Consider the following 26,114-nt stretch of genomic DNA (forward strand, 5'->3'; position numbering starts at 1 on the left):
CATCAAGCCAGCACGCGCAGCAGCCAGTCCTGCAGGTCTGTCACTTCCTGCGGGCACACCGAGTGCTCCATCGGGTAGGCATGCCAGTCGACCTGATAGCCCATGGCAGTGAGTGCATCGCGTGAAGCGGTGGCGCGCGGCAGCGTCACCACGCCATCGTGCGTGCCATGGGCGAGGAAGATCGGCGTCTCCAGGCTGGCCGTGCTGCGCTCGGCGGCGGTCTTGTCAGCCAGCGGCAGATAACCCGACAAACCGGCAATGCCTGCCAGACGCTCCGGGTGACGCAGACCGGTCATCAGGGCCATTGCGCAGCCCTGCGAGAACCCGGCCACCACGATGCGGCGGGCCGGGATGCCGCGCGACTTTTCACGCCCAATCAGCGCCTCGATAGAGGCCTGCGAGCGCCGCAAGCCGACTTCGTCCTGACGGCTCACCAGATCTGCGCCCATCAGGTCATACCAGGCCGGCATCACATACCCGCCGTTGATGGTGACCGGAATGCTGGGCGCGCTGGGGAACAGGAAGCGCACCGGGCCCACGGCAGTGAGGTCGAGCTGCTCGGCAATCGGCACAAAATCGCGCCCATCCGCGCCAAGGCCGTGCATGATGAGGATGGTGGCGACGGGCTGCTCGCCGGTCTGGGCTTCGATGACCTGAAGTGAAGAGGACATGGGGTGGAAAAAGGTAAAGGAGAAACGGTGTGGGCAGACGCCATGCGGTGCGAACCGGCACGGCAATTCTAGGCGGCCAGCGGTGGTGCAGCATCCAGTCAACCAGATGCTGCGTACTCTCTGGCATACCGACAAGATCGCTACAGTCAAGATCGATACGGCAAGATCAGCTCCGTGAAACCGCGAGACAGGACATTCCCATGACGACCACTTCCACGATGGCTCTCGCATCCCCCCGCACAGTCACACGCAGGGCTACCCTCTTCATGGCGGGTGGCCTGTGGGTGCTGGCGGCACTGCAGCCCGCCGGCGCGCAGGCTGCACCCCTGACGGCCGCCGACGAAAAGCAGGTGCGCACAGTGATCGAGGCGCAGCTCAAGGCTTTTGCGCGCGACGACGCCAAAAAGGCCTACACCTATGCCGCGCCCAATGTGAAGGCGGCGATGGGATCGGCCGATGCCTTTCTGGCCATGGTGCGCCGGGACTATCCGGTGGTGTACCGGCCCGCGTCCGTCGCCTTCCTCAAGCCCGAAGGTGAAGGCGACCAGGCCATCCAGCGCGTGCAGATGACCGATGCGGGCGGCACGGCCTGGCTGGCGGTTTACAGCCTGGCACGGCAAAAAGACAAAAGCTGGCGAATCACCGGCTGCGCAGTCGTGGAGAACCGGGCGCGCACCGCCTGAGACCGCCACGACAGGCATCAGGCCGACCAGCAGCCAACCGAATACTTAAGACTTATCAAGGCGCAGGCCGATCTGAACCGCTTTTGGTGTGAATAATTGCGCGCTCCATACCGTATGGGCACTTGACGCCCTCGGGAGCCGGGCGCATCATCCCCTAAGACGAAATAATTAGATACATAAGGAAACAGTTTGCAACCATTCGGAAAGCGGGTGGGCTGAGTTCCAGGGAGGAGAACGTCGCTCCAGGAGGCACCCCATGAAGATCCGCCAGTTGTTCGGGCTGAAAAGTCACAAGAAAACCGTATCGGCGACACCGTCACAAAGCCCGGAAGGCCCGCCGACGATTGAAGACGGCTCGCCCAACTCACTGCGCCGGCGACTGGTTCAGGTGCTGCTCAACGACGCCACACGCCGGCACGGCATCCCCGCCGGCTGGCTCGATTGCCAGATGCTGCTGGTCTCCAGCCGCAGCCGCGGTGAAGGCATGTACCTGCGGATCATCATGAAGCACTGGGATATCCGCATGCTGACCTATGCTGTCGCGTTCGAAAAGTCACTGATGCACGACATCGTGCGGTTTGAGCCGCACGCCAAGGACTGGCTCTACGGTGTGTCGTGGCAGTTTGAAACCGGCAAGAGCTGCCCGTATCCCGAACTGCCCGACCCTGCATTGTGGTCTGCACCACCGCGCAAGTTCAGCGCCGAAGACGACCTGAAGCAGGACCTTGAACGGATGTTCGCGGTGCGTGACGCCGACATGCTGCTGCGCAGCGAGGCCGCAGGGCCCCATGCCAAAGGCGCCTACGCAGCGACCGAACCGCTGCCGCTGCGCAAACGCTGATCCTCTGAAACGCTGGCCTGCTGCTGGCGCCACACCCGCGCAGCTCAATACGTTCCGATGTAATCCTTCTTGCCCACTTCCACGCCGTTGTGGCGAAGGATGGCGTACGCCGTGGTGGTGTGAAAAAAGAAATGCGGCAAGCCGTAGTTGCACAGGTAGCTGCTGCCGGTGAAGCGCTTTTCCTTGGGCGTGCCGGCCTGCGTGACGATTTCGCGGGTGTCCGCATCGGCAAACTGGGCCGCATCCAGACTCTGAATAAACGTCAGCACTGAGGCGATGCGCGCCTGCAGTTCGGCGAAGGTCTGTTCGGTGTCGTCAAGCTTGGGCGGCTCCACGCCCGCCAGCCGGGCCGCCACCCCCTTGGCAAAGTCGCTGGCCACCTGGACCTGGCGCAACAGCGGAAACATGTCCGGGTAGAGGCGGGCCTGCAGCAAAGCGTTGGGGTCCAGCTTTTTGGCTGCCACATGCGCTTCGGCCTTGGCCAGAACGCCCTGCAGGCCTCCCAGCATCTGTGTGAAAACGGGAACGGAGGCGGTGTAGATCGAAACGCTCATGAATGTCTTTCTGGAGTGGCTGGCGGTTGGTGCAAATCAAACGAAGGAAGCGAAGGAAGCAACTAAAAAGAATACCGCGCCGGATGGGTTGATTCCTTCGGGAATACCGTCACCGATGCGGGGTGAGTGTCTATTGTCAGGTCGCGGCGGAACGGGACGGCAGAGGCGCCGTTGCGCAGGGAGTCCGCAAGGCGATCGCGGTTGCACTTCTTGCACTTCTTACACCAGGAGACGCTTTGTCAGCGCAAAGCGCCCAAGAATGTAGGACTGTTTCCAGAACGCGATTTCGCCTCAACAAACAGGCTCATCATCGCGTCATGACGCCCGAGCATTGCTCCGGCGCCATACCTTTCAACTTCCGATAGAGGCAACGATCATGTCAACACCCCAATACAAACTGGCCATCACAGCCCTTGCCGTCAGTGCGCTTGCATTTGGCGGTCTGTCGTGGGCACAGACCACGACCGGTACCTCCACCACCACGACTGCAAGCTCAACGACCAGCCAGCCCGGCTCGCAGATCGCGTCGGGTTACGCCAGCATGGCCGGCTCGCCGGAGAATGCTCAGGCCATGGTCAGCGGCCTGCGGACCAGCTCGACGATCAGCCTGAGCGCCACCCCCAGCAACCCCAGCGCACCATCGGCCAGCGTATCCCCGGCCACAGGCCCCATGGGATTTGGCAATATCAGTATTGCGATGGCGTTGACCCAGACCACGCTGGCCCAGCAGAACATCACCAACCCCACACCGGCACAACTGGCCAGCGCGCTGAGCAGCGTGACCGATGCACGTGCCAGCGGCATGGGTTGGGGCCAGATCGCAAAGGGCCTGGGCGTCAGCCTGGGCTCGGTGATGAGTGCCGCCAAACAGAACGCCAAGGCCACCACCGCGTCGGCCAAAGCCAAGGAGACCGCAGCTGCGGCCAAAGCGAAGTCCAAAGACACGACCACCGCTTCAGCCAAGGCCGCCGGCCTGTCCAGGACCAGTGACAACGCCAGCAGCGGCAAAGGCAGCTCTGGCGGCAAAGGTGGGAATGCTGGTGGCAACGGTGGTGGAAATGGCGGCGGCAACGGAGGCGGCAACGGAGGCGGCAATGGTGGTGGTAACGGTGGCGGTGGCGGTGGCGGTGGCGGCGGCGGCGGCGGTGGTGGCGGTGGTGGCGGCAAGTAAGCCCCCCCCCCCGCGCAACACTGAAGACGCTTCGCACACAGCGCGTCGCCTCCCCAATAAGCCACCTGCGCAGTCTGCCCAGGTGGCTTTTTCACGCGTGTGCGTCGCCAACCGGCGTCCACGCCGCGCGGCGCTGTTTGCACAGCAGGCCTACAATTTGCATACTTAGTATTTTTTCGGCCGGGGCGCGCTGCAGATGCGCCTGTACCGATGCTGTGGGCAGACACCCGAGCGTGCCGGCCCGTTTTTGACAAGGCACACCATGAACGCACCTCTTCACACCACCGCTTTGCAATCTGCCATCGCGGCCGACCTGGCCGCCCTTCCGCTGATTGAGAAATGGGTTTCGTTCGCCTCGGTCTCGCGCGACAGCAACCTGCCCATCATCGAATGGACGCGTGAACTGCTGGCGTCCTACGGCATCGAGTCCCACCTGACCTACGACGACAGCGGCAAGAAGGCCAACCTCTGGGCCACGCTGCCCGCCGAGAACGGTGAAACCAAATTGGGTGGCCTCGTGCTGTCGGGTCACACCGATGTCGTGCCAGTCGATGGCCAGCCCTGGGACACCGACCCCTTCGTGGCGCAGATCATCGGCGACAAGCTTTACGGCCGTGGCGTGACCGACATGAAGAGCTACGGCGCCACCGCACTGATGATGGTTCCGGAACTGCTCAAGCGCAAACTCAAGCGGCCTGTGCACCTGGCCTTCAGCTACGACGAAGAGGTCGGCTGCATTGGCGTGCGCCGCCTGATCGCCGACATGGTGGCCCAAGGCTACAAGCCGGCCGGCTGCATTGTGGGTGAACCCACCGGCATGCAGGTGGTGATTGCACACAAGGGCAAACACGCCTACAAGACCTCGGTGCGCGGCTTCGAAGCGCATTCGTCCCTCACGCCACTGGGTGTGAACGCGGTCGAGATTGCCTGCGAATTTGTGGCGCACCTCAAGTCCATGCACCGCCGGTTGGTGGAGGAAGGCCCGTTTGATCCAATTTACGACGTGCCCCACACCACCATTCACACCGGCGTGATTGCCGGCGGCACCGCGCTGAACATCATTCCGCGCGACTGCGATGTGACCTGGGAAATCCGCCACCACCACATGAATTCGCCCGAGCTGCTGTTCAACGAAGCCAAGGCCTTCGCCGACAGCCTGCTGCCCGCGATGCAGGCGGTGGCGCCAGATACCGGCATCACGCACAAGCTGAACTCGGTGCTGCCCGGATTCGCCACCGACGCCGACAGCGAGATTGCCCGGCTGTGCTTCACCTGTGCCGGTGCAGATGCCAGCTCGGGTGCGGGCAAGGTCTCGTTTGGCACGGAAGCTGCATTGTTTCATCAGGCCGGTGTGCCGACGATTGTGTGTGGCCCCGGTCACATCGCGCAGGCGCACCAGCCCAACGAATGGGTCACGCTGGACCAGCTGGCCTGGTGCGAACGCTTCATGCGCCGCCTGGCCGATGAAATCTGCGTGAACTGATTTCGACACATTCCAACGCACCCCTACCTTCCACCACCACAGAAAGACCCGACCGCATGCAACGCAGAGACTTCATGGCCACTGGCCTCGCACTGGCCGCAGGCAACGCACTGGCCCAAGCCCCCAACCCCAAAGTCACGCGGATCGTCGTTCCCTTTGCAGCCGGTGGCGTGCAGGACACCCTTGCACGTGCAATGTCCAACGAACTCGGAATCGCCTTGGGCCAGACGGTGATTGTGGAAAACCGCCCCGGTGCCGGTGGCACGGTCGGTACCGGTTTTGTGGCCAAGTCCCCCGCCGACAGCGGCACCATGGTGATGGCCGCAGCCAGCCACAACATTGCCGGCTCGCTCTACACCAAGCTCACCTACGACCCACAGAAGGATTTCGCACCGATCGCACACATCGGCACCGCCGACTATGTGCTGATGATCCACCCCGATGTGCCAGCCAAGACGGCGGGTGAATACATCCGCTACGCCAAAGCCAACCCCGGTAAGATGAACTACGCCACTGCCGGCGTGGGCAGCGCAACCCATCTGTCGATGGCCTACTTCAACGGCCTGGCGGGCATCGACGTGGTGCACGTGCCGCTGAAGGCTACCGGCGAAGCGATCAACGAAGTGATTTCCGGCCGCGCTCAGGCGGTGATTGCGGCCAGCATCGGTGCACTGGCATTTGCCAAGGACAGCCGCATACGCCTGATCGGCGTGACCTCGCCCAAGCGCTCGCGCTATCTGCCTGATGTGCCGACGATTGCCGAAAGCGGATTGCCCGGCTACCAGTTCGATTCCTGGTTCGGTCTGCTCGGCCCGGTCGGCACGCCTGCCGCCGAGGTGGCCCGCGTCAACGCGGCCATGGCCAAGCTGCTGAAAGACCCGGTGATTCTGGAACGCCTCGACAAGCAGGGCATCGAGCCACTGGCGATGAGCAGCGGCGATTTCGGCAAGCTGCTCGCAGTCGATTACGAGCGCATGGCGCGCGTGGTGAAAGCATCTGGCGCCAAAGTGGAATAAACTGAAAGCGGCGACCATACAGCAGAGGATTCAAGCGGGTGCCGTGCCATCACTGGCATGATTCCTGCTGACTGCTATGTCATAGCAACCGGCCCCGCCAAGGGCCGGTGGTTTCGGGGAGCACAGAAGACGCCCGGCTTGTCAGCAAGTCAAAGGCGCATTTGCTGACGAAAGCTTCTTCATGACGTGGTCCATCGTCGCGCGGGATTCTTCCGGCGCGTTTGGCGTGGCAGTTGCCAGTCGATTTTTTGCCGTGGGTGCGCTGTGTCCCCACGCGCGCGCTGGCACAGGCGCACTGGCCACCCAAGCCCTCGTCAATCCCCTGTACGCCGTGCCCGCACTCGATGCGATGGCGCTTGGCACCGCCCCCGCCCTGGTGATTGAACAACTCACGGCCGCCGACGCGGGCCGCGACCATCGCCAGCTCCACATGATCAGTGCCGACGGCGTCACCGCCGGCTACACCGGCAGCGCATGCATCGACTGGTGCGGACACACCGCTGGCCCGGGTTACTCGGTGGCGGGCAACATGCTGGCCGGCCCGCAAGTCATTGAAGCCACCGCCGCCGCCTATGAAGCCCACGCGGCGCTGCCATTTGCCGAGCGCCTGTTGCTGGCACTGGCCGCTGGCGAAGCAGCCGGTGGCGACAAGCGTGGCAAACAGGCCGCCGCCCTGCTCACCTACACCACCGAAGACTACTGCGCGCTCGACATCCGTGTAGACGACCACGTGGAACCCATTGAGGAACTGAAACGCCTGTACGCCAAAAGCCTGGAGCGCTTTCAGCCCTTCAGCACCTGCCTGCCGTCGAAAGCCCGCCCCGCCGGCATCACCGACCGCACCATCATCGAAGCCGAAATCGAACGCTTCCACGCCGCCCTTCACGCCAACAGCCGAGGAGTCGCCGCGTGACCGCGCTGCTCGAAGTCAAAGACCTGCGCACCAGCTTCAAGCTAGAAGGCGGCGGCGAATTCACAGCGGTGGACGGCATCAGTTTCTCGGTGGGCTCCGGCCGCACGCTGGGCATTGTGGGAGAGTCCGGCTGCGGCAAGAGCGTGACCTCTCTCTCCATCATGGGCCTGCTGCCCAAAGGGCAAGGCCGCATCTCGGGTGGCTCGGTGCGTTTTGAGGGCAAGGACCTGGCCACCGTGTCGCCAGAAGAGATGCGCACGCTGCGCGGCAACCGCATGGCGATGATCTTCCAGGAACCGATGACCTCGCTGAACCCGGCCTTCACCATCGGGGATCAGCTGATCGAGGGCATCCGCTGCCACCGCGACATCACACCTGAAGCTGCGCGCGAACACGCCATCGACATGCTGCGCCGCGTGCGCATTCCCTCGCCCGAGCGCCGCATCGACGAATACCCGCACAAGCTTTCTGGCGGCATGCGCCAGCGCGTGATGATTGCCATGGCACTGTCGTGCGAGCCGCAGCTGCTGATTGCCGACGAGCCCACCACCGCGCTGGACGTGACCATCCAGGCGCAGGTGCTGGACCTGATGCGCACACTGCGTGAGGAAACCGGCGCTGCGATTGTGCTGATCACCCACGACCTTGGCGTGATTGCCGAGCTCGCAGACGACGTGGTGGTGATGTACTCCGGCAAGATCGTCGAACGCGCAAGTGTCAGCCGCCTGTTCGCCCACCCGCACCACCCCTACACCATCGGCCTGCTGGGCTCCATCCCGAAGCTGCATCTGGAGCAGAGCCGCCTGAATGCCATTGAAGGTCAGGTGCCAACGCCGATGACGGTGTTATCCGGCTGCCGCTTCGCGCCGCGCTGCCCGTTTGCGCAGCAGCAATGCCGGGAGGAAGTGCCGCCGCTGCGCGACATGGGCGACGGCCATGAGGCCGCCTGCTGGATGGCGCCGTTGACGGTCCCCGGCATGACTGAATCCCGTGAGGAGCTGGCCGCATGACCGCCCCGCTGCTCAAGGTTGAAAAACTGGTCAAGCACTTCCCGGTGCGCAACCATCTCTTTGGCCGTCAGACGGCTGTGGTGCATGCGGTCGATGGCGTGAGCTTCGAGCTGCGTGCCGGCGACACCATGGCGCTGGTCGGTGAATCGGGTTGCGGCAAATCCACCGTGGGCCGTCTGGTGCTGCGCCTGCTGGAGGCCACCTCCGGCAAGGTGTGGTTTGACGGCGAAGAGCTGATGCAGCTGCCGCCAGAGCGCATGCGCAGCAAGCGGCGCGAGCTGCAGATGATTTTTCAGGACCCGTACTCCTCGCTCAACCCGCGCATGACGGTCGAGCAGACACTGGTCGAGCCACTGGCCCTGCATGGTCTGGCCGTGGGCCGCCGGCGCGAGCGCGCCGCCGAGTTGCTGGAACTGGTCGGGCTGGCGCCGCAGTACCTGCAGCGTTATCCGCACGAGTTTTCAGGCGGCCAGCGCCAGCGGATTGGCATTGCCCGCGCACTGGCGGTCGAGCCGCGCCTCATCGTCTGCGACGAGGCGGTGTCGGCACTGGACGTCTCCATTCAGGCGCAGGTGGTGAATCTGCTGCAGGACCTGCAAAAACGACTGGGCCTCGCCTATGTGTTCATCGCGCACGACCTGGCTGTCGTCAAGCACATCGCCTCGCATGTGGCGGTGATGTATCTCGGCCAGATGGTGGAGTACGCCGACAAGCGCAGCCTGTTCGCCAACCCGCGCCACCCGTACACCCAAGCCCTGCTGTCGGCGATTCCGATCCCCGAGCCCGGCCTGCGCCGCGAGCGGGTGATCCTGCAGGGTGACGTGCCCAACCCAATCAACCCGCCATCGGGTTGCCGCTTCCGCACCCGTTGCCCGCACGCACAGGACCGCTGCGCCGCCGAGGTGCCCGAGCTGCGCACGGTGGATGGGCATTCGGTGGCCTGCCATTTCTGGGAAAGCATCGAGGCGCCGGCCGTGGTGGCCACTGAAGGCGCGGCCAATGAGCGATTGATGCGGCTGCAGGCCGCCTTCCGCGCCGCCTGATCTGTTCACTGGTTTTGCATTGATTTTTTTGTTGGGTAATTTGATTCATGGACAACCGTAAAGGAATGAAGCGATGAGCAAGAAAACACTGCTGGCGCTGACGCTGGCCATCACCGCCTGTGCTGCACAGGCACAGACCCTGCGCATTGGTCTGGCCGAGGACCCGGACATTCTGGACCCGACGCTGGCACGCAGCTTTGTGGGTCGCATCGTGTTCTCGTCCCTGTGCGACAAACTGGTCGACATTGACGAAAAACTCAACATCGTGCCGCAGCTGGCCACCTCGTGGCAGTGGTCGGCCGACAACAAGGCGTTGACGATGAAGCTGCGCCCCGGCGTGACTTTCCATGACGGCGAGAAGATGGACGCCGCTGCCGTGAAGTACAACCTGGAGCGCCACAAGAACCTGGCCGGCTCCAACCGCCGCGGCGAGCTCGCACCGATGACCACTGTCGATGTGGTTGACGACCTGACAGTGCGCATCAACCTGAGCGCGCCCTTCTCGCCCCTGCTGTCGGTGATTGCCGACCGTGCCGGCATGATGGTCTCGCCCAAGGCGGCGCAAGCGATGCCGACCAACTTCGGCACACGGCCAGTCTGCTCCGGCCCCTTCAAGTTCACCGAGCGCGTGGCGCAGGACCGCATCGTGCTGGAGCGCTTTGCCAACTACTGGGACAAGGCCAACATCCACTTCGACAAGGTGGTGTTCCTGCCCATCGTCGATGCGACCGTGCGCCTGGCCAACCTGCGCTCCGGCCAGCTCGACTTCATCGAGCGCGTGGCACCGTCCGACATTGCCTCCATCAAGGCCGACAAGAAGCTGGGCCTCTCACGCATCACCGAGCTGGGCTACCAGGGCATCACCATCAACACCGCGAAAAGCGATCTGGCACAGAAGAACCCGCTGGGCCGCGACCCGCGCGTGCGCGAGGCATTTGAGCTGTCGCTGGACCGGGCTGGCATCGTGCAGGTGGCCATGGACGGCGAAGCCACCCCTGGCAACCAGTGGGTGCCACCGAGCAACGCGTTTTATGCCAAGAACGTGCCCATCCCCAAGCGCGACGTCGCACGCGCCAAGCAGCTGCTGAAAGAAGCCGGTGTTCCCAACCCGACCTTCACGCTGATGACACCGACCACCTCGGACGGCCAGCGCGTGGCCCAGGTGGTGCAGGCGATGGCCAAGGAAGCCGGCTTTGACGTGAAGATCCAGTCCACCGAATTTGCCACCTCGCTCGGTCTTGCCGACAAGGGCCAGTTCGATGCCTATGTGCTGGCCTGGAGCGGCCGCGCCGACCCGGATGGCAACCTGTTCAGTTTCTATGGCTGCAAGCAGCCGCTGAACTACCACGGTGAGTGCCGCCCGCAGTGGGATGAGCTGCTGAACCGTTCACGCAACCAGCTGGACACTGCAGGTCGTATCAGGACTTTTGCCACGCTGGCTGCTGAAGCCGACAAGGTCAAGCCCATCGTTTACCTCTACCACCGCAACTGGCTCTGGGCCTACAACGTCAAGCTCAAGGGTATGCGCACCATTCCTGACGGTCTGGTCCGTGTGCAGGGCCTGAAGATGTAAGGTGCGGTAGCCCCCAGCCTCCACAGAGACATACGCCACCCATGTTCCAGTACCTGCTCAAGCGGCTCGCCGCGATCATTCCGACGGTGTTCTTCGTCACGATCATCATCTTCGGGCTGCAGCAACTGCTGCCCGGCGATCCAGCCGTGATCCTGGCGGGTGAGAACCAGGACCCGGAGGTGATCGCCTACCTGCAGAAGAAGATGCACCTGGACGAGCCACTCCCGGTGCGCTACTTCTACTGGATCTCGGGCGTCTTCCAGGGCGACCTGGGCGAGTCGCTACGCATTCAGGAGCCGGTGCTGGACCTCATCAAGGACAAACTGCCGGTCACGCTGCAACTGGCCGGTATGGCCATGGTGATCGCGCTGCTGATCGGCATTCCGGCCGGCATCGTGTCGGCTGTGGGCAAGGACACGGTGTGGGACTATGTGGCCAACGTGGTGGCGCTGTGGGGGCTGTCTACGCCCAACTTCTGGTTGGGCATTCTGATGATTCTGGTGTTCTCGGTGTCGCTCGGCTGGTTGCCGGCGTCCGGGTACACCAGTCCGTTTGAAAACCTCGGCGCCAATCTGGCGGCGATGATCATGCCGGCCTTTGTGCTGGGCAATGCGATTGCGGCGGTGCTGATGCGCCACACCCGCAGCGCGATGCTGCAGGTGCTCAACGCCGACTATGTGCGCACCGCGCGTGCCAAGGGGCTGAACGAGCGCGTGGTGGTGCTCAAGCACGGGCTGCGCAATGCGCTCACACCCATCATCACGCTGGGTGCGCTGGAGTTCGGTACGCTGCTGTCGGGCGCGGTGCTCACCGAGCAGGTGTTCTCCATCCCCGGTTTTGGCAAACTGATTGTGGACGCCGTCTTCAACCGCGACTACGCCGTGGTGCAGGGCGTGGTGCTGTTCACGTCGAGCGTCTACATCCTGCTCAACCTGCTGGCCGATCTGGCCTACTTTGTGGTCAACCCACGTCTGAGAGGTTGACGCATGAGCGCTGTTCTTCCTGTCAAGCCCACTGCCATTCCTGCCGTGGCGCCCCGCGAAGCCTCGCCGGCCCGCCGCGCCCTGCGACGGCTGATGCGCCGCCGCGGCGCCATGGTCGGCCTGGTGATTGTTCTGCTGTTTGTGACCCTCGCCGTTTTTGCGCCATGGATCGCACCCTATGACCCGATTGCCACCAGCTGGAGTGCGGTGCGCAAGGCGCCGAGTGCCGAGTACTGGTTCGGCACTGACGAGATCGGCCGCGACGTGCTCTCGCGTGTGGTGTGGGGCGCTCGCGCCTCGCTGCTGGCGGGGCTGGTGTCCGTCTGCATCTCGATGGCGCTGGGCGTGCCCATCGGACTGCTCGCCGCCTATGTCGGTGGCTGGACCGATGGCCTGATCTCGCGCTTCACCGACTCCATGCTGGCCGTGCCCTTTCTGATTCTGGCGATCGCGCTGGCCGCCTTTCTGGGCCCCTCGCTCACCAACGCCATGATCGCGATTGGCGTGTCGGCGACACCGGTCTTCATCCGCCTCACGCGAGCCCAGGTGCTGGCGGTGAAGGTGGAAGACTTCATCGAGGCGGCGCGCGCCGTCGGCAACCCGCACTGGCGCATCGCGCTGCGGCACATCCTGCCCAACGTGCTGCCACCACTGATCGTGCAGGCGTCGCTGGCGATTGCCGCCGCCATCATTGCCGAGGCCAGTCTGTCCTTTCTCGGACTCGGCCAGCAGCCCCCCGCACCCAGCTGGGGCAGCATGCTGAACACCGCCAAGAACTACGTCGACAATGCACCCTGGATGGCCATCTGGCCCGGTCTGTCGATCTTTCTGCTGGTACTCTCTTTCAACCTGCTGGGTGACGGCCTGCGCGACGCGCTGGACCCCAAGCACAAATAAGCACTGAAGAAACCTGAACAAGCGCCAAAGAAGCGCTGAATAACCTCTCATCCAACATGCTTCAATTCGACTCCCTGAACTACCCCTACGCCTCCCGCCGCAATGTGGTGTACGGCCACCGCGGCATGGTCGCGACCTCCCAGCCGCTGGCCGCACAGGCTGGCCTGCAGGTGCTGCAAGCCGGTGGCAACGCCATTGACGCCGCCATTGCCACCGCCGCTGCGCTGACGGTGGTGGAACCCAATGCCAACGGCATCGGCGGCGATGTGTTTGCACTGGTCTGGCACAAGGGTCAGATGCATGGGCTGAACGCCAGCGGCCCGGCACCCCGCAGCCTGACGCTGGACAAGGTGCAGACCATGGGCCTGACCGAAATTCCGAAATATGGCCCACTGCCGGTCACCGTGCCCGGCACGCCTGCGGCATGGGCGGCGCTGGCCGAGCGCTTCGGGCGCCTGCCGCTGACCACCTCGATGGCGCGTGCGGTGGAGCTGGCGCGTGACGGTTATCCGGTGTCACCTACGGTGGCCTTTGCGTGGCAACAGGCCACCAAGCTGTTCCGCACCCAGTTCAAGGAAGATTATTTCCGCCACTGGTTCGACACCTTCTCGCCGGAGCGCGCGCCCGAGGCGGGCGAAATGTACCGCTCGGCCGGTCACGCCGACACACTGCAGTCGATTGCGGAGACCAAAGCTGAGAGTTTTTACCGCGGACACCTTGCAGAGAAGATTGGCGCCTTCATCCAGTCAGCGGGCGGCCATCTGACCGCGCAGGACCTGGCCGACTTCAAGGTCGACTGGTGCCAGCCGATCAGCGTGAACTACCGTGGCTACGACGTCTGGGAGATTCCCCCCAACGGCCACGGCATGGTGGCGCTGATGGCGCTCAACATCCTCAAGGGTTTTGACTTCCAGGACCGCGACACGCTCACCACCTACCACCGCCAGATCGAAGCGATGAAGCTGGCCTATGCCGACGGCAAGGCCTATATTGCCGACCCGGCGTACATGAAGATGTCGGTGGCCGACATGCTGTCGGACGCCTATGCCGACGAGCGCCGCGCCCTCATCGGCACCGAGGCACTGCAGCCGATGCCGGGCCAGCCCTCGCGTGGCGGCACCGTGTACCTCAGCACCGCCGACGGCGAAGGCAACATGGTCTCGCTGATCCAGAGCAACTACATGGGTTTTGGCTCCGGCATGGTGGTTCCCGGCACCGGCATTTCGCTGCACAACCGGGGCAACAACTTCTCTGTCGAGCCCGGTCACCCGAACTGTGTGGCACCGGGCAAACGGCCGTACCACACCATCATTCCGGGCTTCCTCACCAAGGGCGGCGAAGCGGTCGGCCCCTTCGGCGTCATGGGCGGCTTCATGCAGCCGCAAGGCCATGTGCAGGTGGTGATGAACACCGTGGACTTCGGGCTCAACCCGCAGGCCACGCTGGACGCGCCGCGCTGGGAATGGGAAAGCGGCAAGAAGGTGAGCCTGGAGCGCAGCACACCCGAGCACCTGTACCACAGCCTCGCGCGACTGGGCCACGAAGTGTCCTGGTCCAACAACCGCATCGGCTTCGGCCGCGGGCAGATCATCTGGCGCAATGCGGCCGGTGTGCTCTGCGGCGGGACCGAGCCGCGCACGGATGGCGCTATTGCCACGTGGTAGCGGCTTGGCAAGCGCTGTGCCGAAGTGGTGTCCAATAGCGGCATGCCCGATCTGCCAGACACACCTCCCCACGACCACCCGACCGACGCACGCCTGACCGCACTGGAGATCAAGGCCAGCTTTCAGGAAGACCTGCTCGACGAGCTGAACCAGGTCGTGGTGCGCCAGCAGCAACAGATCGACCTGCTGGTGCGCGAGGTCACGCAACTGCGCCAGCAACTCGACCAGCAATCTGCAGAAGGCGGCCCAACGCGTTTCAGCCGCCCCGGCGACGACCTGCCGCCGCATTACTGAGTGCTTGTCCCAGCGACTGGCCCTTCGACAGGCCTGTCCCGAGCCACGCCGAAGGGCTCAGGGCGAACGGGAGCAAGACAAAGCCTGTTAGCGCCTCAATCAGCGCGCATCCGATCAATAGCGGCCACCGAGAAATCCGGCCCATTAGATTCGAGCCTCTGCAACACGCGCAGCACCGTGCACTCATCACCCGGCCGGCCTACCACCTGCAATCCGATGGGCAAGCCCTGCGCATTGCAGCCCACTGGCGCCGAAGCCGCCGGGTTGCCGGTGAGGTTGAACACATAGGTGAAATGCGACCACGCCACCGGTCCCCGGTCAGCCCAGGCCTGGGGCGCGTCCTGCCCCGCCGGAATACCTGCGACCGGCAGCGTCGGGCTGAGCAGCACATCGACCTCTGAAAACACGGCGTCCAGTTCAGCGCGGATGGCTGCGCGCTGCCGGGCCAGCAGCGCGGCATCCACCGGCCACTGAAGGCCCTCCACCTGCCGGCGAAGTGCGGGATCAATCTGCGCCAAGGCATCCGGCAGGCTGGCAATGCGCTGGGCGATGCCTGCGTAAAACTCGGTCTCCCACGGTGAGCGTGCACCGGTCTTCAGCCACGGTGGCACCATCACCACCGTACAGCCGGCGCCGCGCAGGCGCTCGACGGCTGCCTCGCACGCCGCCAATACGTCGGGCTCGGCACCGCCTTCGCCGAAATCCGGGCACCAACCCACGCGCAGCGGTGTGAAGGCCTGAGACAGCGTCGACAGGAAGTCAGACGCCTCGCCCTGAGCCGACGTGGCATCGCGTTCATCGGGGCCGGCCATCAACGACAGCAGCAGTGCCGCATCGGCCACATTGCGCGCCAGCGGCGCCACGTGGGCCAGGCCGGGCGTGGCCGACGCTGGCCACACCGGCACGCGGCCGTACTGCGCCTTGAAACCCGTGAGGCCGCAAAACGCTGCGGGGATGCGGATGGAGCCGCCGCCATCGGTACCCAATGCCACCGGCACCAGGCCAGCCGCCACGCCAGCCGCCGCACCGGCGCTGGAGCCGCCCGGTGTGAAGCCGGTGTTCCACGGGTTACGCGTGATGCCGGTGAGCGGCGAATCACCGACGCCCTTGGAGCCCAGCTCGCTGGTGGTGGTCTTGCCAGTGATGCAGGCGCCGGCCGCGCGCAGCCGCGCCACGCTGGGCGCATCGTGACCAGCGATGTTGCTGGCAAACAGGCGTGAGCCAAAAGCCTGCGGCACGCCGCCCACCGCGATCAGGTCTTTCACGCTGACCGGTACACCCGCCAAAGGCCCCGGGTCATCACCGCGCGCGATACAGGCATCCACCGCCTGCGCGTCGGCCATGGCCTGCTCTGGCATGAAGTGCGCATAGGTGTTGAGCAATGGCTCCAGCCGCTCGGTGCGTGCGATGAAGGCCTGCACGACATCAACAGCGCGCAGGCGTTTGGCCCTGACCGCTGCAGCGATCTGTGTCGCGGTCAGTTCAATGATTTCGTTGTCGGACATACCAGCTCCTGCGGTGAAACCTGTCGTGACGATTGCCTGGCGATTGCCTACCAATTGCCTAGAGGACCAGCGGCAGCTCGAAATAGAACTCGGTGCCCTTGCCCACTTCGCTGCGGTAGTCGATGCGGCCGCCGTGTTGCTCGACCAGGCTCTTACAGATGCTCAGGCCCAGACCGGTACCGCCTTTCTGCCGGGTGTCCGAGCCATCGGCCTGGGAGAAGCGCGAGAAGATGCGCTCGCGGAATTCGTCTGGAATGCCCTCGCCCTGGTCAATCACCGACACGCGCACATGGCTGTCCCTGCGGCTGACCTCGACCCGCACCACACCGCCCGGCTTCGAAAACTTGGCTGCATTCGACAGCAGATTGACCACCACCTGCGTGATGCGGTCGGGGTCCATGTTGACCACCGCCTCGCCGTCCCACGGCACCATCTCAAAGCTCACCTGATACGGCTCACCATAGGGCCGGGTGGACTCCATCGCATGCTCCAGCACTGGCCGCAGCGGCAGGTCTGAGCGGTCGAGCTTCATCGAGCCGGCCTGCAGTTTTTCAAGGTCCAGGATGTCGTTGATCAACTTGACCAGCCGCTCGCTGTTGCGGATGGACACCCCCAGCAGGTTCTGCGCCGGCGCGGGCAGCGTGCCGGCCACACCGCCCGCCAGCAGTTTGAGCGAGCCATAAATGGCCGCCAGCGGTGTGCGCAGCTCGTGCGACACGGTCGAGATGAACTCGCTCTTGAGCCGGTCGGTCTTGCGGCGCTCTGAAATATCGACATAGGTGTTGACGAAGCCGCCGTCCGGCATCGGCACGCCGCGCACCTCCAGCGGCAGGCCGTCGAAGCGCAGACGCTCGTAGATGCGCTTTTCCGGCGCGCGGACACGCGCAATCGCCGAGGCGACAGAGGTCTCGACATCGCCGGAGCCGTAATCCCGGCGCGTGGCCATGAAGCGGATGATTTCCTCAAAGCCCAGATCGGGGTTTTCAAAAAGCGTGTCTGGCAGGCCGGTCAGGTCGCGGAACTGCTGGTTGTAGGCTACCAGTTTGAGGTTTCGGTCATACACGCTCAAACCGCAGGGCAGGTTGTCGAGAATATTCTGCAGCGCCTCATTGGCCTGCTGGATCTGTTCCTTGGCGCGCTTGCGTTCGCTGATGTCCAGCCCGATCTGCATGAAGCCGACCAGCTCGCCCGCCTCGTTGCGGCGTGGCTGGATTTCCAGCTGCATCCAGCGGGACTGGCCGTCGCGTGCATGGTGAATCACCTCGACCTGGCAGCCCTGCCCCGAAACCACCGCCTGCTCAATGCGCTGCAGGGCCGCGGGGTCGTTGCCTGCCAGTCCGGTCAGCTCCTGCACCTGACGGCCCTGCGCCTCTTCGGGCGTGTAGCCGTACTGGCGGGTGAAACCGTCATTGACCCAGGTGACTCGCTGGGCCTGGTCGGTGATGACCACCGAGTTCGAGGTGAGCCGCGCGACCTCGGCCAGCCGCGCCAGATCGGCCGTCATGCGCTGCGCCACCGCGTAGGCGCGGGTACGGCTGCTGCCGAGCAGCCAGACCGTCAGGGCCAGCAGGGCGCTGAGCAGACTGCCGCCGATGCGGGTGACGATGGGGGTGGTGAAGTCCACCGTGGCTTCGAACTGCGCCGACGTCCGTGCGCTCAGCACAAAAGGCCTCTCGCCAACCACCAGCTCGCGCTCCTCGCGCAACCACGCCGATGGCCGCACCAGGGCGGGAGACGGTGTGGCGGCTGCGGCTGGGCTGTCTGTCCGGTGGGAATACACCAGGTCCTCAGGGTGGATCGCGCCCTCGTAGAGATCGAAATCCAGTTGCGACGCCACTGCACGCACCGTGCCGGCCAGCAGCTCGCGCGCCACGATGGGTGATGCCAACACGCCCACCAGGCCGTCAAACCGCTGCTGCGCGGTGTTCAGCGGCACGCCCGCGCGATAGACCGGCAGAAAATAGAGGAATCCAGCGCCTTTTTGCTCGTCCTGCACCAGCACCACCCGGTTGCTCAGTGTCGGCAAGCCCGTGCGAATAGCCTGCTCCAGCGCGGCGCGGCGAAGTGGCTCGCCGCCGAGATCAAAACCGATCGCCCCGGCATTGGAGACCACCGGCTCGATGTACTTGACCACATACAGGTCGGGCGCGTTGCCGCTGCTGCGCACTGCAAAGTCCGGCATGCCATCGGCCTTCTCGGCCGCGACAAACGCATCAATGTCCTGCCGCATCACGCGCTGCACCATTGCAAAGCCACGCACCCCCGGAAACTCGACCGCCAGGTCGCGCGAAGCCACATAGGCCCGGAAGGCCTCGCGGTTCACGACCGGGCTGGCCGCATAGACGCCGCGCGCGCCCTTCATGCCATAAATGGGTTGCAGAAAGCGCCGCTGAATCTCGCCGGCCAGCACTTCCATCTGGCGGTCAAACCGCTGCCGGGCTTCGGCTTCAATGCGGGTGTGCTGCCAGTGCGCGAAGGCCAGCGCCACGCCCAGACCGAGCACAAAAACGCCAGTGGTCAGCGCCAGTACCCAGCGCGGAATGTCGTAGGTCGCATCAAGCCGGTTGGCTTCACGGCGTGTCAGCGCGATGCAGCGCCAGACAAACAGCGGCGCCACCACCGCCATCAGCAGCAGGGCATGAAGAAAGGCCGATGTGGTGTTGCTGCCGCCCCAGATACGGCCTAGCGTGAAGGCGATCAGCAGCTCCGACACCACCGCGATCAGTACCACTTCGCAGAACAGCCGGAGCACACCGCCCCGGGACTTCATCGCAGTGGCGTTCCACAGGGCCAAGTCAGCCCTCTCCCCAAGGGTTGTGGATAGCCAAGCCAGCGACAGATGAGTGGGGTGCCACGATGCCTGCGCCCGCAGTGCAGCGCACGGGCATCGGTTGATTCAGGGGAGGAAGCAGGCGCATGCGTCCGGTTGTAACAGATCGCATGCGGGGCCGTCAGACGGCTGGTCAGGCCTTGGGCAGCGTCACGCCGACCTGGCCTTGGTACTTGCCGCCGCGGTCCTTGTAGCTGGTTTCACAGACGTCGTCCTTGTCGCTCTCGAAGAACAGCACCTGGGCGCAACCCTCGCCAGCGTAAATCTTGGCCGGCAGCGGCGTGGTGTTGGAGAACTCCAGCGTCACATAGCCTTCCCACTCGGGTTCGAAAGGCGTGACGTTCACGATGATGCCGCAGCGCGCATAAGTGCTCTTGCCCAGGCAGATCGTCAGCACATTGCGCGGAATGCGGAAGTACTCGACGGTGCGGGCCAGCGCGAAGCTGTTGGGCGGAATGATGCAGCTGTCACCGTGGAAATCGACAAAGCTCTTCTCGTCAAAATTCTTCGGGTCCACCACCGTGCTGTGGATGTTGGTGAAGACCTTGAACTCGGGCGCACAGCGGATGTCGTAGCCGTAGCTGGACGTGCCGTAGCTGATGATCTTGTGCCCGTCAGCCGCCACACGAATCTGGCCCGGCTCGAAGGGCTCGATCATGCCGGTGGTCTCTGCCATGCGGCGTATCCATTTGTCGCTCTTGATGCTCATGCGGAAGGCTCCTTGCTGTGCCGCCATTGTAGGCAGCCCGTGGCCTAGGCGGTGGCCGCTTCGGTGCGCTGGGCCATCACGGTGCGCTCGATCAGCCGGTCGTCCCCCAGCACAATCAGGGAGAACAGCAGTTCGTCGAGACTCGCAGCCTGCGCGGTCTTACGGGCCAGCAGCGGCGTGGCGCTCGGGTTGAGCACCACAAAGTCGGCCTCGCAGCCGGGCTGCAGGGTGCCCACCACGCCACCCAGGCCCAAGGCCTGCGCCGCACCCCCTGTGTGCTGCCACCAAAGCTGTTGCGGGGTGAGCGAAAGGCCGGTCTTGGTTTGGCCTTCCCGGCCCACGTAATAGGCGGCCAGCATGGTGTGGAAGGGGCTGAACGAGGTGCCACCGCCCACGTCGCTGGCCAAGCCGTAGGCAAAGCCCATGCGGTCAGCGCTGGCGTAATCGAAGAATCCGCTGCCCAGAAACAGGTTGCTGGTCGGACTCACGGCGGCGGCAGTGCTGGTATCGCGCATCAGTGCGCGGTCCTCGTCGTCGATGTGGATGCAGTGCGCATACACCGCCCGTGGCCGCAGCAGGCCGAACTGTTCGTACACGCTCAAATAGCTGCGTGCCGCCGGGTACAGCCGGTGCACCCACGCGATTTCATCACGATTCTCGGCCACGTGCGATTGCACCCAGACATCCGGGTAGGCGGCGGCCAGTTCCCCGGCGCCGTGCAGTTGCGCTGCCGAGCAACTGGGCACAAAGCGCGGGGTGATGGCATAGCCCAGACGACCCATGCCGTGCCAGCGACGAATCAGCGCCTCAGTGTCCAGCAGGCTTTGTTCGGTGTGGTCGCGCAGGCCTTCGGGCGCGTTCTGGTCCATCAGGCACTTGCCCGTCATCAGCCGCATCTGCTGCTTCGATGCCTCGGCAAACAAGGCATCGACCGATGCCGGGTGCGAGGTGGAAAAGGCCAGCGCCGTCGTCACACCATTGCGGAGCAGCTCGGCCACAAAAAAGCGCGCCACTTCGGCGCAGTGTGCCGGGTCTGCAAAACGCATCTCCTGCGGAAAAGTGTAGTTCTCCAGCCAGGGCAGCAGCCCTTCGGCGGGTGAGCCGATCACATCGACCTGCGGGCAGTGGATGTGCATGTCCACAAAACCGGGGGCGATGATGCGGCCCGGCCAGTGCGTTACGGGCATATCGCCAAAGACATCGGCAAAGCGCGGTGCCAGCTGCTGGTAGCTGCCCACGGCATGCACCACCTCCTGCCCCTCTGCGTTGGGACCAATCACCAGCAGGCCGTCAGACTCCAGCACGGCCTCGGCCGGTCGGGGGAAATGCAGGATGCCAGCGCGAAAGGCTTTCATGCGACTAGGGCCTGTTAACGCTATGCAGTGGTCAGCGACCCGCCGGGCGCGTGACGCGGCAGCCATCGCCCAGCGACTCGCGCCACACCCGCACCGAAGCCAGCGCCGGCAGACGCGGCGACAGCTTGCGGAAGATGAAGTGACACAGGTTCTCCAGCGTCGGCGGGCCGAGGCCGGGCACGTCGTCCAGCATGTGGTGGTCGAGCTGCTCGCGCAGAACGGCGATCTCGCGCCGCACCAGGCCCAAGTCCATCACCATTCCGGTGGCTGGGTCCGGCGTGCCGGCGATGAATACCTCGGCGTTGTAGGTGTGACCATGCACACGCTTGCTGCCTTCGGCCTCGATGGCGCGGTTCAGCGTGTGAGCGGCGTCGAAGTAAAAGGTCTGGCTGATTTCACAACTCAGATCGCAGGTCGTCTCTGGGGGTGGGAGTTCGTTGTTCATCGGATGCCCGTGATCTTGTGGGTTTGAAGGCTCAGGCGCCATGCCGGCCGTGCCATGCACAGCGCAATGCAGTCTTCGGTGTTGCGCTGGCGTGCGGGGTTGTCCATGGGCTGCAGGTAGCGGTGGGTGAAGTGCGCCGCCTCCAGCTCATCAAGACTCAAGGCGGGCTGTGGCCACACCACCTTGAGCTCATGCCCCTCGCGCTGCACCCAGGGCGCACCGGCCTTGGGGCTGACGCAGATCCAGTCGATGCCTGCAGGCGCCGCGATGGTGCCGTTGGTCTCCACCGCCAGCTGAAAGCCGCGCGCGTGCAGGGCATCAATCAGGGCTGCATCGACCTGCAGCAGCGGCTCGCCGCCGGTCATCACCACAAAACGGTGGCCGGCATCGCCGACGGGCCACAGGGCTTCGATCTGCGCCGCCAGCGCATCGGCGTCGGCAAACTTGCCGCCCAGTGTGCCGTCGGTGCCGACAAAGTCGGTGTCGCAGAAACGGCAGACTGCGGTGGCGCGGTCATGCTCACGGCCAGACCACAGATTGCAGCCGGCAAAACGGCAGAACACCGCCGGCCGCCCGGCATTGGCGCCCTCGCCCTGCAGGGTGTAGAAAATTTCCTTGACCTGGTAGCTCATGCAGGCCTCCGCGCCAACAGGCTCGAACGCGCATGCGCCAGCGACGACATGGCGCCACGACGGTCAATACAGGAGATGGAAAAACTGGCAGCCCCGCAGGCGTCAAAAAGGCCCGGGGCAGCGAGGTTTTTGTACATGGTGTTCCTCTACATGGTCCCGAATGAAAATGGGGCGCCGGGACAACGCGTAGCGCTATTTTACCGGTTTGGCGCTTTCAGCCGGGACTGGCCTCTCGTACTGGATACGCCCGCGCCATCCACAGGTAGAGCACGGCACCGGCCAGCAATGTGCTGGCCGCCATCTCCAGCGACAGCGTGAAACCGGCACCCGCCGTTGGCGTGTGGCGCAGCAGCAAGGCCACCAGTGGCGGGCCGATGATCTGGCCCACGCCGTAGGTTGCGGTGAGCAGGCCGATGAAGCTGGCCGCCGTGACAGGCCGCAGGCGGCGCACCTCCTGCATCGCGAAGAAAGTGATCGCAGTGAACGGAATGCCCAGCAGCAAACTGCCAATCGCAAAACCGGCAAGGCTCGGACTCCACAGGCTGGCGGCAATGCCCAGCGCCTGCACGAAGTAGCAGCCCGCCAGCAGGATGCGGAAATCCTGGCCCGGGGGCATGCGGGTGGCCAGCACCGCACCGATCATCACGCCCATGCCGAAGATGGGCCAGAACATGTCCAGCCACGGTGAGCCCGGCAGCGCCGCGCGGGCAATCACCGGCAAGAAGGTGGCGGTGATGATGTAGCCAAAACCGGCAATGCCGTAGGCCAGCGTCAGCAGCGGCATCTCGGCGCTGGCCTGCGCTGGCAGCGCGGCAGGGGCGGCCTTGCCCTGCGCCGGGGTGCCGGAGGGCAGAACGATCAGGCGCTCTTCGCCGCCGCGCATGATGTGCCACACCAGCGCCGTCAGCACAAAGGCCAGCACACCAAAAATCAGCCATCCGGTGGCGGCTGTCCATCCCCAGGCCACCATGCCGGTGGCGAACAGGCCGCTCACCACGATGCCGGCACCGGGGCCGACGTAGATCAGGCCGCCCATCGCCGGCACGCCCAGTTTGGCCAGGCGCGAGAGGCACCAGCCCGAGGTGAACACAAACACCACGGCGCTGGTCACGCCGGCCAGAAAACGCAGCAGCGGCCACAGCGCTGGAACCTGCCAAGCCATCGCCAGGGTCAACACACCGGTCATGACCAGACCTGCGCGCACCAGCGAAGAAAACGCAAACAGGGGCAGCCCCTTGACCTTGGACCAGATCCACGGCTGCAGCGTGCACAGCACTGCGCCCAGCATGTAGCCGAGGTAATTGGCACTGGCCAGCCAGCTGGCGGTGGGCAGATCGACCACGCCGTCGTGCAGCATCATCGGCAACAGGGGCGTGAAGGCAAAGCGTCCCAGCCCCATGGCCACAGCCAGCGCCACCAGCCCGGCCAGCGCAATCGGCCAGGGGCTGGCCCGGGCAGGTGTCGGGCGTGATTCAGGGGCAGTCATTCAAGGTCATTGAAAGGTGTCAAAGCTCTCGTTCAGCCGCTCGATGTGGCGGGCCTTGGCCGTCGCATCGAGAAAGCTGGCCTCGAAGCTGTTGCGCGCCAGTGTGTAGGCATGCCGGGCCTGCAGCCCGGTAGCGGCAAAGGTCTGGACAAAGTTGTCGTTCATGTAGCCACCAAAGTAGGCCGGGTCATCCGAGTTGACGGTGGCTGCCAGGCCTGCGTCCAGCAGGCGACCCAGGTTGTGGCTGGCCAGATCGGGGAACACGCAAAGCTTGAGATTGGACAGCGGACACACCGTCAGCGCAATGCGGTCTTTTGCGAGCCGCTGCATCAGCGCCGCATCGTGCACCGACTGCACGCCGTGGTCGATGCGCTCGACCTTCAGCACATCGAGCGCCGACCACACATAGGCGGGCGGGCCTTCCTCGCCGGCATGCGCCACGCGGTGCAGGCCCAGCTCGCCGCAGCGGGCAAAGACGCGCGCGAACTTCTCGGGCGGGTGGCCCAACTCGCTGGAGTCCAGTCCCACACCGATGAACTTGTCACGCAGCGGCAAGGCCTGCTCCAGCGTTTCAAACGCCTCCTCTTCGCTGAGGTGGCGCAGAAAGCACAGGATCAGCGAGGCACTCACGCCGAGTTTGGCGGAAGCGTCCGTGCAGGCGCGGTGCAGGCCGTCGATGACCGTCTTCATCGCCACGCCGCGGGCAGTGTGGGTCTGCGGGTCAAAGAAGAGCTCGGCGTGCACCACGTTGTCGGCAGCGGCCTTCACGAGGTAGGCCCAGGCCATGTCGTAGAAATCCTGCTCGGTGATGAGCACACTGGCACCGGCGTAATAGATGTCGAGGAAGCTCTGCAGGTTGGTGAAGGCGTAGGCGCGGCGCAGTTCCTCCACGCTGGCATAGGGAATCTGCACGCGATTGCGCTGCGCCAGCGCAAAGATCAGCTCGGGCTCCAGCGAGCCTTCAATGTGGATGTGCAGCTCGGCCTTGGGCATGAGCCGCAGCAGATCGGGCAAGCGGTCTGCTGCCACCGGTTTGACAGCCAATTCACGTGGAATCATTCGAACTCCAGAAACGAAGAAGCTGCCCGAAGGCAGCCGTGACAGGATTTTGTGTGTCTGCCCTCCCCACACAGGAGAGGGCATCAGACATCCAACATCAGGTACCGAACATCAGTTGCCCGGCACCTTGCCCTCCACACCTTTCACATAGGTCTTGAGGCCACCGAGGAATTTGTCGTCGGCGACGACGTCCTTGGCCAGCAGTTCCTTGCCGGTGTTGTCGGTGATGGGGCCCTTCCAGATAGCGAAGCTGCCGTCTTTCAGGCCGGCCTTGATTTCATCGACCCGCTTCTTGATATCGTCCGGCACGTCGGCAGCAACAGACACCATGTCGATGGCGCCTTCCTTCACGCCCCACCACACGCCGGTGCCGCCAGTCCACTTGCCTTCCAGCGCCTCACGCGTGGCCTTCACGTAGTACGGACCCCAGTTGATGATGGCCGAGCCCAGGTGGGCTTTGGGGCCGTAGGCGGTCATGTCGCTGTCCCAGCCGAAGGCTCGCTTGTTCATCTTTTCTGCGGTTTGCAGCACAGCCGACGAATCGGTGTTCTGGAACAGCACGTCAGCCCCGCCATTGATCAGCGAGGTGGCGGCTTCGGTCTCCTTGGGCGGGTTGAACCACTCGTTGACCCACACCACCTTGGTCTTGATCTTCGGGTTGACCGACTGCGCTCCCATCGTGAAGCTATTGATGTTGCGCACCACTTCAGGAATCGGGATCGAGGCCACCACGCCCAGCGTGTTGGACTTGGTCATCTTGCCGGCAATCACACCCGCCATGTAGGCGCCTTCGTAGGTGCGACTGTCGTAGGTGCGCATGTTCGGCGCGGTCTTGTAGCCGGTGGCGTGCTCGAACTTGACGTTCGGGTTGTCAGCCGCCACCTTGAGCATGGGCTCCATGTAACCGAAGGTGGTGCCGAAAATCAGCGTGTTGCCCTGGGCCGCCATGTCGCGGATCACGCGCTCGGCATCAGCCGACTCGGGCACCTTCTCGACGAAGCTGGTGACGACCTTGTCGCCAAACTCCTTCTCGATGGCCTTGCGGCCGTTGTCGTGGGCGAAGGTCCAGCCACCGTCGCCCACCGGGCCCACGTAGGCAAACGCAATCTTCAGCGGCTCGGGTTTGGGTGCTGGAGCGGCGGCGGGCGCAGCGACCGGGGCCGGTGCCGGCTCTTCCTTCTTGCCGCAACCCACCAGGGCTGCCGCTGCCACGGCGGACAGCGCCGCGACTTTGAGCAGGGAACGTTTCTTCAGGTCAGTCATGTCAATTCCTTCTTGAGGGTTGCGACAGGTTGGT

At 64.4% G+C, this 26,114-nt stretch carries 24 protein-coding genes; 13 read left to right on the forward strand and 11 right to left on the reverse strand.

Annotation, left to right across the window (positions count from 1 at the left end; all coding sequences use genetic code 11):
• Nucleotides 1–2 precede the first annotated feature (2 nt).
• Complete coding sequence (locus tag AAG793_RS06935) at nt 3–671, reverse strand: dienelactone hydrolase family protein (protein WP_341906014.1); 669 nt, start codon at nt 669–671, stop codon at nt 3–5.
• 200 nt (nt 672–871) lie between these two features.
• Here AAG793_RS06935 and AAG793_RS06940 point away from each other — a divergent pair, with 200 nt between their 5' ends.
• Both AAG793_RS06940 and AAG793_RS06945 read left to right on the forward strand, forming a co-directional pair.
• Entirely contained in the window at nt 872–1,354 is a 483-nt protein-coding gene (locus tag AAG793_RS06940; RefSeq protein ID WP_341906017.1) for a DUF4864 domain-containing protein, read from the forward strand.
• A gap of 256 nt (nt 1,355–1,610) precedes the next feature.
• Nucleotides 1,611–2,195: a hypothetical protein gene (locus AAG793_RS06945; protein ID WP_341906020.1), complete on the forward strand. Its 585-nt coding sequence runs from the start codon at nt 1,611–1,613 to the stop codon at nt 2,193–2,195.
• A gap of 44 nt (nt 2,196–2,239) precedes the next feature.
• On the opposite strand, the gene AAG793_RS06950 is transcribed toward AAG793_RS06945, so the two are convergent.
• A complete protein-coding gene (locus tag AAG793_RS06950; protein WP_341906024.1) occupies nt 2,240–2,749 on the reverse strand; it encodes a DUF1993 domain-containing protein in 510 nt (169 codons plus the stop codon).
• Between the two features lie 376 nt (nt 2,750–3,125).
• Between AAG793_RS06950 and AAG793_RS06955 the strand changes: the two genes are divergently transcribed.
• The 11 genes from AAG793_RS06955 to AAG793_RS07005 all read left to right on the forward strand — a co-directional run bounded on the left by AAG793_RS06955 (nt 3,126) and on the right by AAG793_RS07005 (nt 14,796).
• Nucleotides 3,126–3,920 (forward strand): hypothetical protein, encoded by a 795-nt coding sequence (locus AAG793_RS06955; RefSeq protein ID WP_341906026.1) that lies wholly within the window; start codon nt 3,126–3,128, stop codon nt 3,918–3,920.
• A gap of 262 nt (nt 3,921–4,182) precedes the next feature.
• Complete coding sequence (gene argE / locus AAG793_RS06960; RefSeq protein WP_341906029.1) at nt 4,183–5,403, forward strand: acetylornithine deacetylase; 1,221 nt, start codon at nt 4,183–4,185, stop codon at nt 5,401–5,403.
• A gap of 56 nt (nt 5,404–5,459) precedes the next feature.
• A complete protein-coding gene (locus AAG793_RS06965; protein ID WP_341906032.1) occupies nt 5,460–6,419 on the forward strand; it encodes a tripartite tricarboxylate transporter substrate binding protein in 960 nt (319 codons plus the stop codon).
• A gap of 181 nt (nt 6,420–6,600) precedes the next feature.
• Complete coding sequence (locus tag AAG793_RS06970; protein ID WP_341906036.1) at nt 6,601–7,332, forward strand: DUF1028 domain-containing protein; 732 nt, start codon at nt 6,601–6,603, stop codon at nt 7,330–7,332.
• On the forward strand, nt 7,329–8,342 hold the full coding sequence (locus AAG793_RS06975; RefSeq protein WP_341906037.1) for an ABC transporter ATP-binding protein: 1,014 nt from the start codon (nt 7,329–7,331) through the stop codon (nt 8,340–8,342). The genes AAG793_RS06970 and AAG793_RS06975 overlap by 4 nt, the downstream gene beginning before the upstream one ends.
• Nucleotides 8,339–9,385, forward strand: a complete 1,047-nt coding sequence (locus tag AAG793_RS06980; RefSeq protein WP_341906040.1) for a dipeptide ABC transporter ATP-binding protein — start codon at nt 8,339–8,341, stop codon at nt 9,383–9,385. Before AAG793_RS06975 ends, AAG793_RS06980 begins: the two co-directional genes overlap by 4 nt.
• A gap of 73 nt (nt 9,386–9,458) precedes the next feature.
• Entirely contained in the window at nt 9,459–10,958 is a 1,500-nt protein-coding gene (locus AAG793_RS06985; protein WP_341906043.1) for an ABC transporter substrate-binding protein, read from the forward strand.
• Nucleotides 10,959–10,999: 41 nt separating this feature from the next.
• A complete protein-coding gene (locus AAG793_RS06990) occupies nt 11,000–11,941 on the forward strand; it encodes an ABC transporter permease (RefSeq protein WP_341906044.1) in 942 nt (313 codons plus the stop codon).
• Between the two features lie 3 nt (nt 11,942–11,944).
• Complete coding sequence (locus AAG793_RS06995; protein WP_341906049.1) at nt 11,945–12,838, forward strand: ABC transporter permease; 894 nt, start codon at nt 11,945–11,947, stop codon at nt 12,836–12,838.
• Between the two features lie 56 nt (nt 12,839–12,894).
• Nucleotides 12,895–14,502, forward strand: coding sequence for a gamma-glutamyltransferase family protein (locus AAG793_RS07000; RefSeq protein ID WP_341906052.1), 1,608 nt, complete (start codon nt 12,895–12,897; stop codon nt 14,500–14,502).
• 42 nt (nt 14,503–14,544) lie between these two features.
• Nucleotides 14,545–14,796: a SlyX family protein gene (locus AAG793_RS07005; RefSeq protein ID WP_341906055.1), complete on the forward strand. Its 252-nt coding sequence runs from the start codon at nt 14,545–14,547 to the stop codon at nt 14,794–14,796.
• A gap of 95 nt (nt 14,797–14,891) precedes the next feature.
• Here the strand turns inward: AAG793_RS07005 and AAG793_RS07010 are convergent, their stop codons facing one another.
• The 9 genes from AAG793_RS07010 to AAG793_RS07050 all read right to left on the reverse strand — a co-directional run bounded on the left by AAG793_RS07010 (nt 14,892) and on the right by AAG793_RS07050 (nt 26,080).
• Nucleotides 14,892–16,301 (reverse strand): amidase family protein, encoded by a 1,410-nt coding sequence (locus AAG793_RS07010; protein ID WP_341906058.1) that lies wholly within the window; start codon nt 16,299–16,301, stop codon nt 14,892–14,894.
• 58 nt (nt 16,302–16,359) lie between these two features.
• Nucleotides 16,360–19,095: a CHASE domain-containing protein gene (locus tag AAG793_RS07015; RefSeq protein ID WP_341906060.1), complete on the reverse strand. Its 2,736-nt coding sequence runs from the start codon at nt 19,093–19,095 to the stop codon at nt 16,360–16,362.
• A 169-nt stretch (nt 19,096–19,264) separates the two neighbouring features.
• A complete protein-coding gene (dcd, locus tag AAG793_RS07020; RefSeq protein WP_341906063.1) occupies nt 19,265–19,840 on the reverse strand; it encodes a dCTP deaminase in 576 nt (191 codons plus the stop codon).
• 44 nt (nt 19,841–19,884) lie between these two features.
• Complete coding sequence (guaD, locus tag AAG793_RS07025) at nt 19,885–21,195, reverse strand: guanine deaminase (protein WP_341906066.1); 1,311 nt, start codon at nt 21,193–21,195, stop codon at nt 19,885–19,887.
• 31 nt (nt 21,196–21,226) lie between these two features.
• A complete protein-coding gene (locus AAG793_RS07030) occupies nt 21,227–21,601 on the reverse strand; it encodes a 6-carboxytetrahydropterin synthase (protein WP_341907642.1) in 375 nt (124 codons plus the stop codon).
• Nucleotides 21,602–21,636: 35 nt separating this feature from the next.
• Nucleotides 21,637–22,272 (reverse strand): 7-carboxy-7-deazaguanine synthase, encoded by a 636-nt coding sequence (gene queE, locus AAG793_RS07035; RefSeq protein WP_341906068.1) that lies wholly within the window; start codon nt 22,270–22,272, stop codon nt 21,637–21,639.
• Between the two features lie 214 nt (nt 22,273–22,486).
• A complete protein-coding gene (locus tag AAG793_RS07040; protein ID WP_341906071.1) occupies nt 22,487–23,758 on the reverse strand; it encodes a YbfB/YjiJ family MFS transporter in 1,272 nt (423 codons plus the stop codon).
• Nucleotides 23,759–23,764: 6 nt separating this feature from the next.
• The gene (locus AAG793_RS07045) at nt 23,765–24,817 is read right to left on the reverse strand and encodes an adenosine deaminase (protein WP_341906074.1); all 1,053 of its coding nucleotides are present in this window, start codon (nt 24,815–24,817) and stop codon (nt 23,765–23,767) included.
• Nucleotides 24,818–24,928: 111 nt separating this feature from the next.
• Nucleotides 24,929–26,080, reverse strand: coding sequence for a BMP family ABC transporter substrate-binding protein (locus AAG793_RS07050; protein WP_341906075.1), 1,152 nt, complete (start codon nt 26,078–26,080; stop codon nt 24,929–24,931).
• Between the last annotated feature and the right edge of the window lie 34 nt (nt 26,081–26,114).

The sequence above is a fragment of the Polaromonas sp. YR568 genome (assembly GCF_943372955.1).
Classification (GTDB): Bacteria; Pseudomonadota; Gammaproteobacteria; order Burkholderiales; family Burkholderiaceae_C; genus Polaromonas.

Excerpts from the sequence above, each read along its gene's own strand:
- AAG793_RS06935 (WP_341906014.1), bottom strand. The coding sequence starts at position 671 with ATGTCCTCTTCACTTCAGGTCATCGAAGCCCAGACCGGCGAGCAGCCC.
- AAG793_RS06940 (WP_341906017.1), top strand. The coding sequence starts at position 872 with ATGACGACCACTTCCACGATGGCTCTCGCATCCCCCCGCACAGTCACA.
- AAG793_RS06945 (WP_341906020.1), top strand. The coding sequence starts at position 1,611 with ATGAAGATCCGCCAGTTGTTCGGGCTGAAAAGTCACAAGAAAACCGTA.
- AAG793_RS06950 (WP_341906024.1), bottom strand. The coding sequence starts at position 2,749 with ATGAGCGTTTCGATCTACACCGCCTCCGTTCCCGTTTTCACACAGATG.
- AAG793_RS06955 (WP_341906026.1), top strand. The coding sequence starts at position 3,126 with ATGTCAACACCCCAATACAAACTGGCCATCACAGCCCTTGCCGTCAGT.
- argE (WP_341906029.1), top strand. The coding sequence starts at position 4,183 with ATGAACGCACCTCTTCACACCACCGCTTTGCAATCTGCCATCGCGGCC.
- AAG793_RS06965 (WP_341906032.1), top strand. The coding sequence starts at position 5,460 with ATGCAACGCAGAGACTTCATGGCCACTGGCCTCGCACTGGCCGCAGGC.
- AAG793_RS06970 (WP_341906036.1), top strand. The coding sequence starts at position 6,601 with ATGACGTGGTCCATCGTCGCGCGGGATTCTTCCGGCGCGTTTGGCGTG.
- AAG793_RS06980 (WP_341906040.1), top strand. The coding sequence starts at position 8,339 with ATGACCGCCCCGCTGCTCAAGGTTGAAAAACTGGTCAAGCACTTCCCG.
- AAG793_RS06985 (WP_341906043.1), top strand. The coding sequence starts at position 9,459 with ATGAGCAAGAAAACACTGCTGGCGCTGACGCTGGCCATCACCGCCTGT.
- AAG793_RS06990 (WP_341906044.1), top strand. The coding sequence starts at position 11,000 with ATGTTCCAGTACCTGCTCAAGCGGCTCGCCGCGATCATTCCGACGGTG.
- AAG793_RS06995 (WP_341906049.1), top strand. The coding sequence starts at position 11,945 with ATGAGCGCTGTTCTTCCTGTCAAGCCCACTGCCATTCCTGCCGTGGCG.
- AAG793_RS07000 (WP_341906052.1), top strand. The coding sequence starts at position 12,895 with ATGCTTCAATTCGACTCCCTGAACTACCCCTACGCCTCCCGCCGCAAT.
- AAG793_RS07005 (WP_341906055.1), top strand. The coding sequence starts at position 14,545 with ATGCCCGATCTGCCAGACACACCTCCCCACGACCACCCGACCGACGCA.
- AAG793_RS07010 (WP_341906058.1), bottom strand. The coding sequence starts at position 16,301 with ATGTCCGACAACGAAATCATTGAACTGACCGCGACACAGATCGCTGCA.
- dcd (WP_341906063.1), bottom strand. The coding sequence starts at position 19,840 with ATGAGCATCAAGAGCGACAAATGGATACGCCGCATGGCAGAGACCACC.
- guaD (WP_341906066.1), bottom strand. The coding sequence starts at position 21,195 with ATGAAAGCCTTTCGCGCTGGCATCCTGCATTTCCCCCGACCGGCCGAG.
- queE (WP_341906068.1), bottom strand. The coding sequence starts at position 22,272 with ATGAGCTACCAGGTCAAGGAAATTTTCTACACCCTGCAGGGCGAGGGC.
- AAG793_RS07040 (WP_341906071.1), bottom strand. The coding sequence starts at position 23,758 with ATGACTGCCCCTGAATCACGCCCGACACCTGCCCGGGCCAGCCCCTGG.
- AAG793_RS07045 (WP_341906074.1), bottom strand. The coding sequence starts at position 24,817 with ATGATTCCACGTGAATTGGCTGTCAAACCGGTGGCAGCAGACCGCTTG.
- AAG793_RS07050 (WP_341906075.1), bottom strand. The coding sequence starts at position 26,080 with ATGACTGACCTGAAGAAACGTTCCCTGCTCAAAGTCGCGGCGCTGTCC.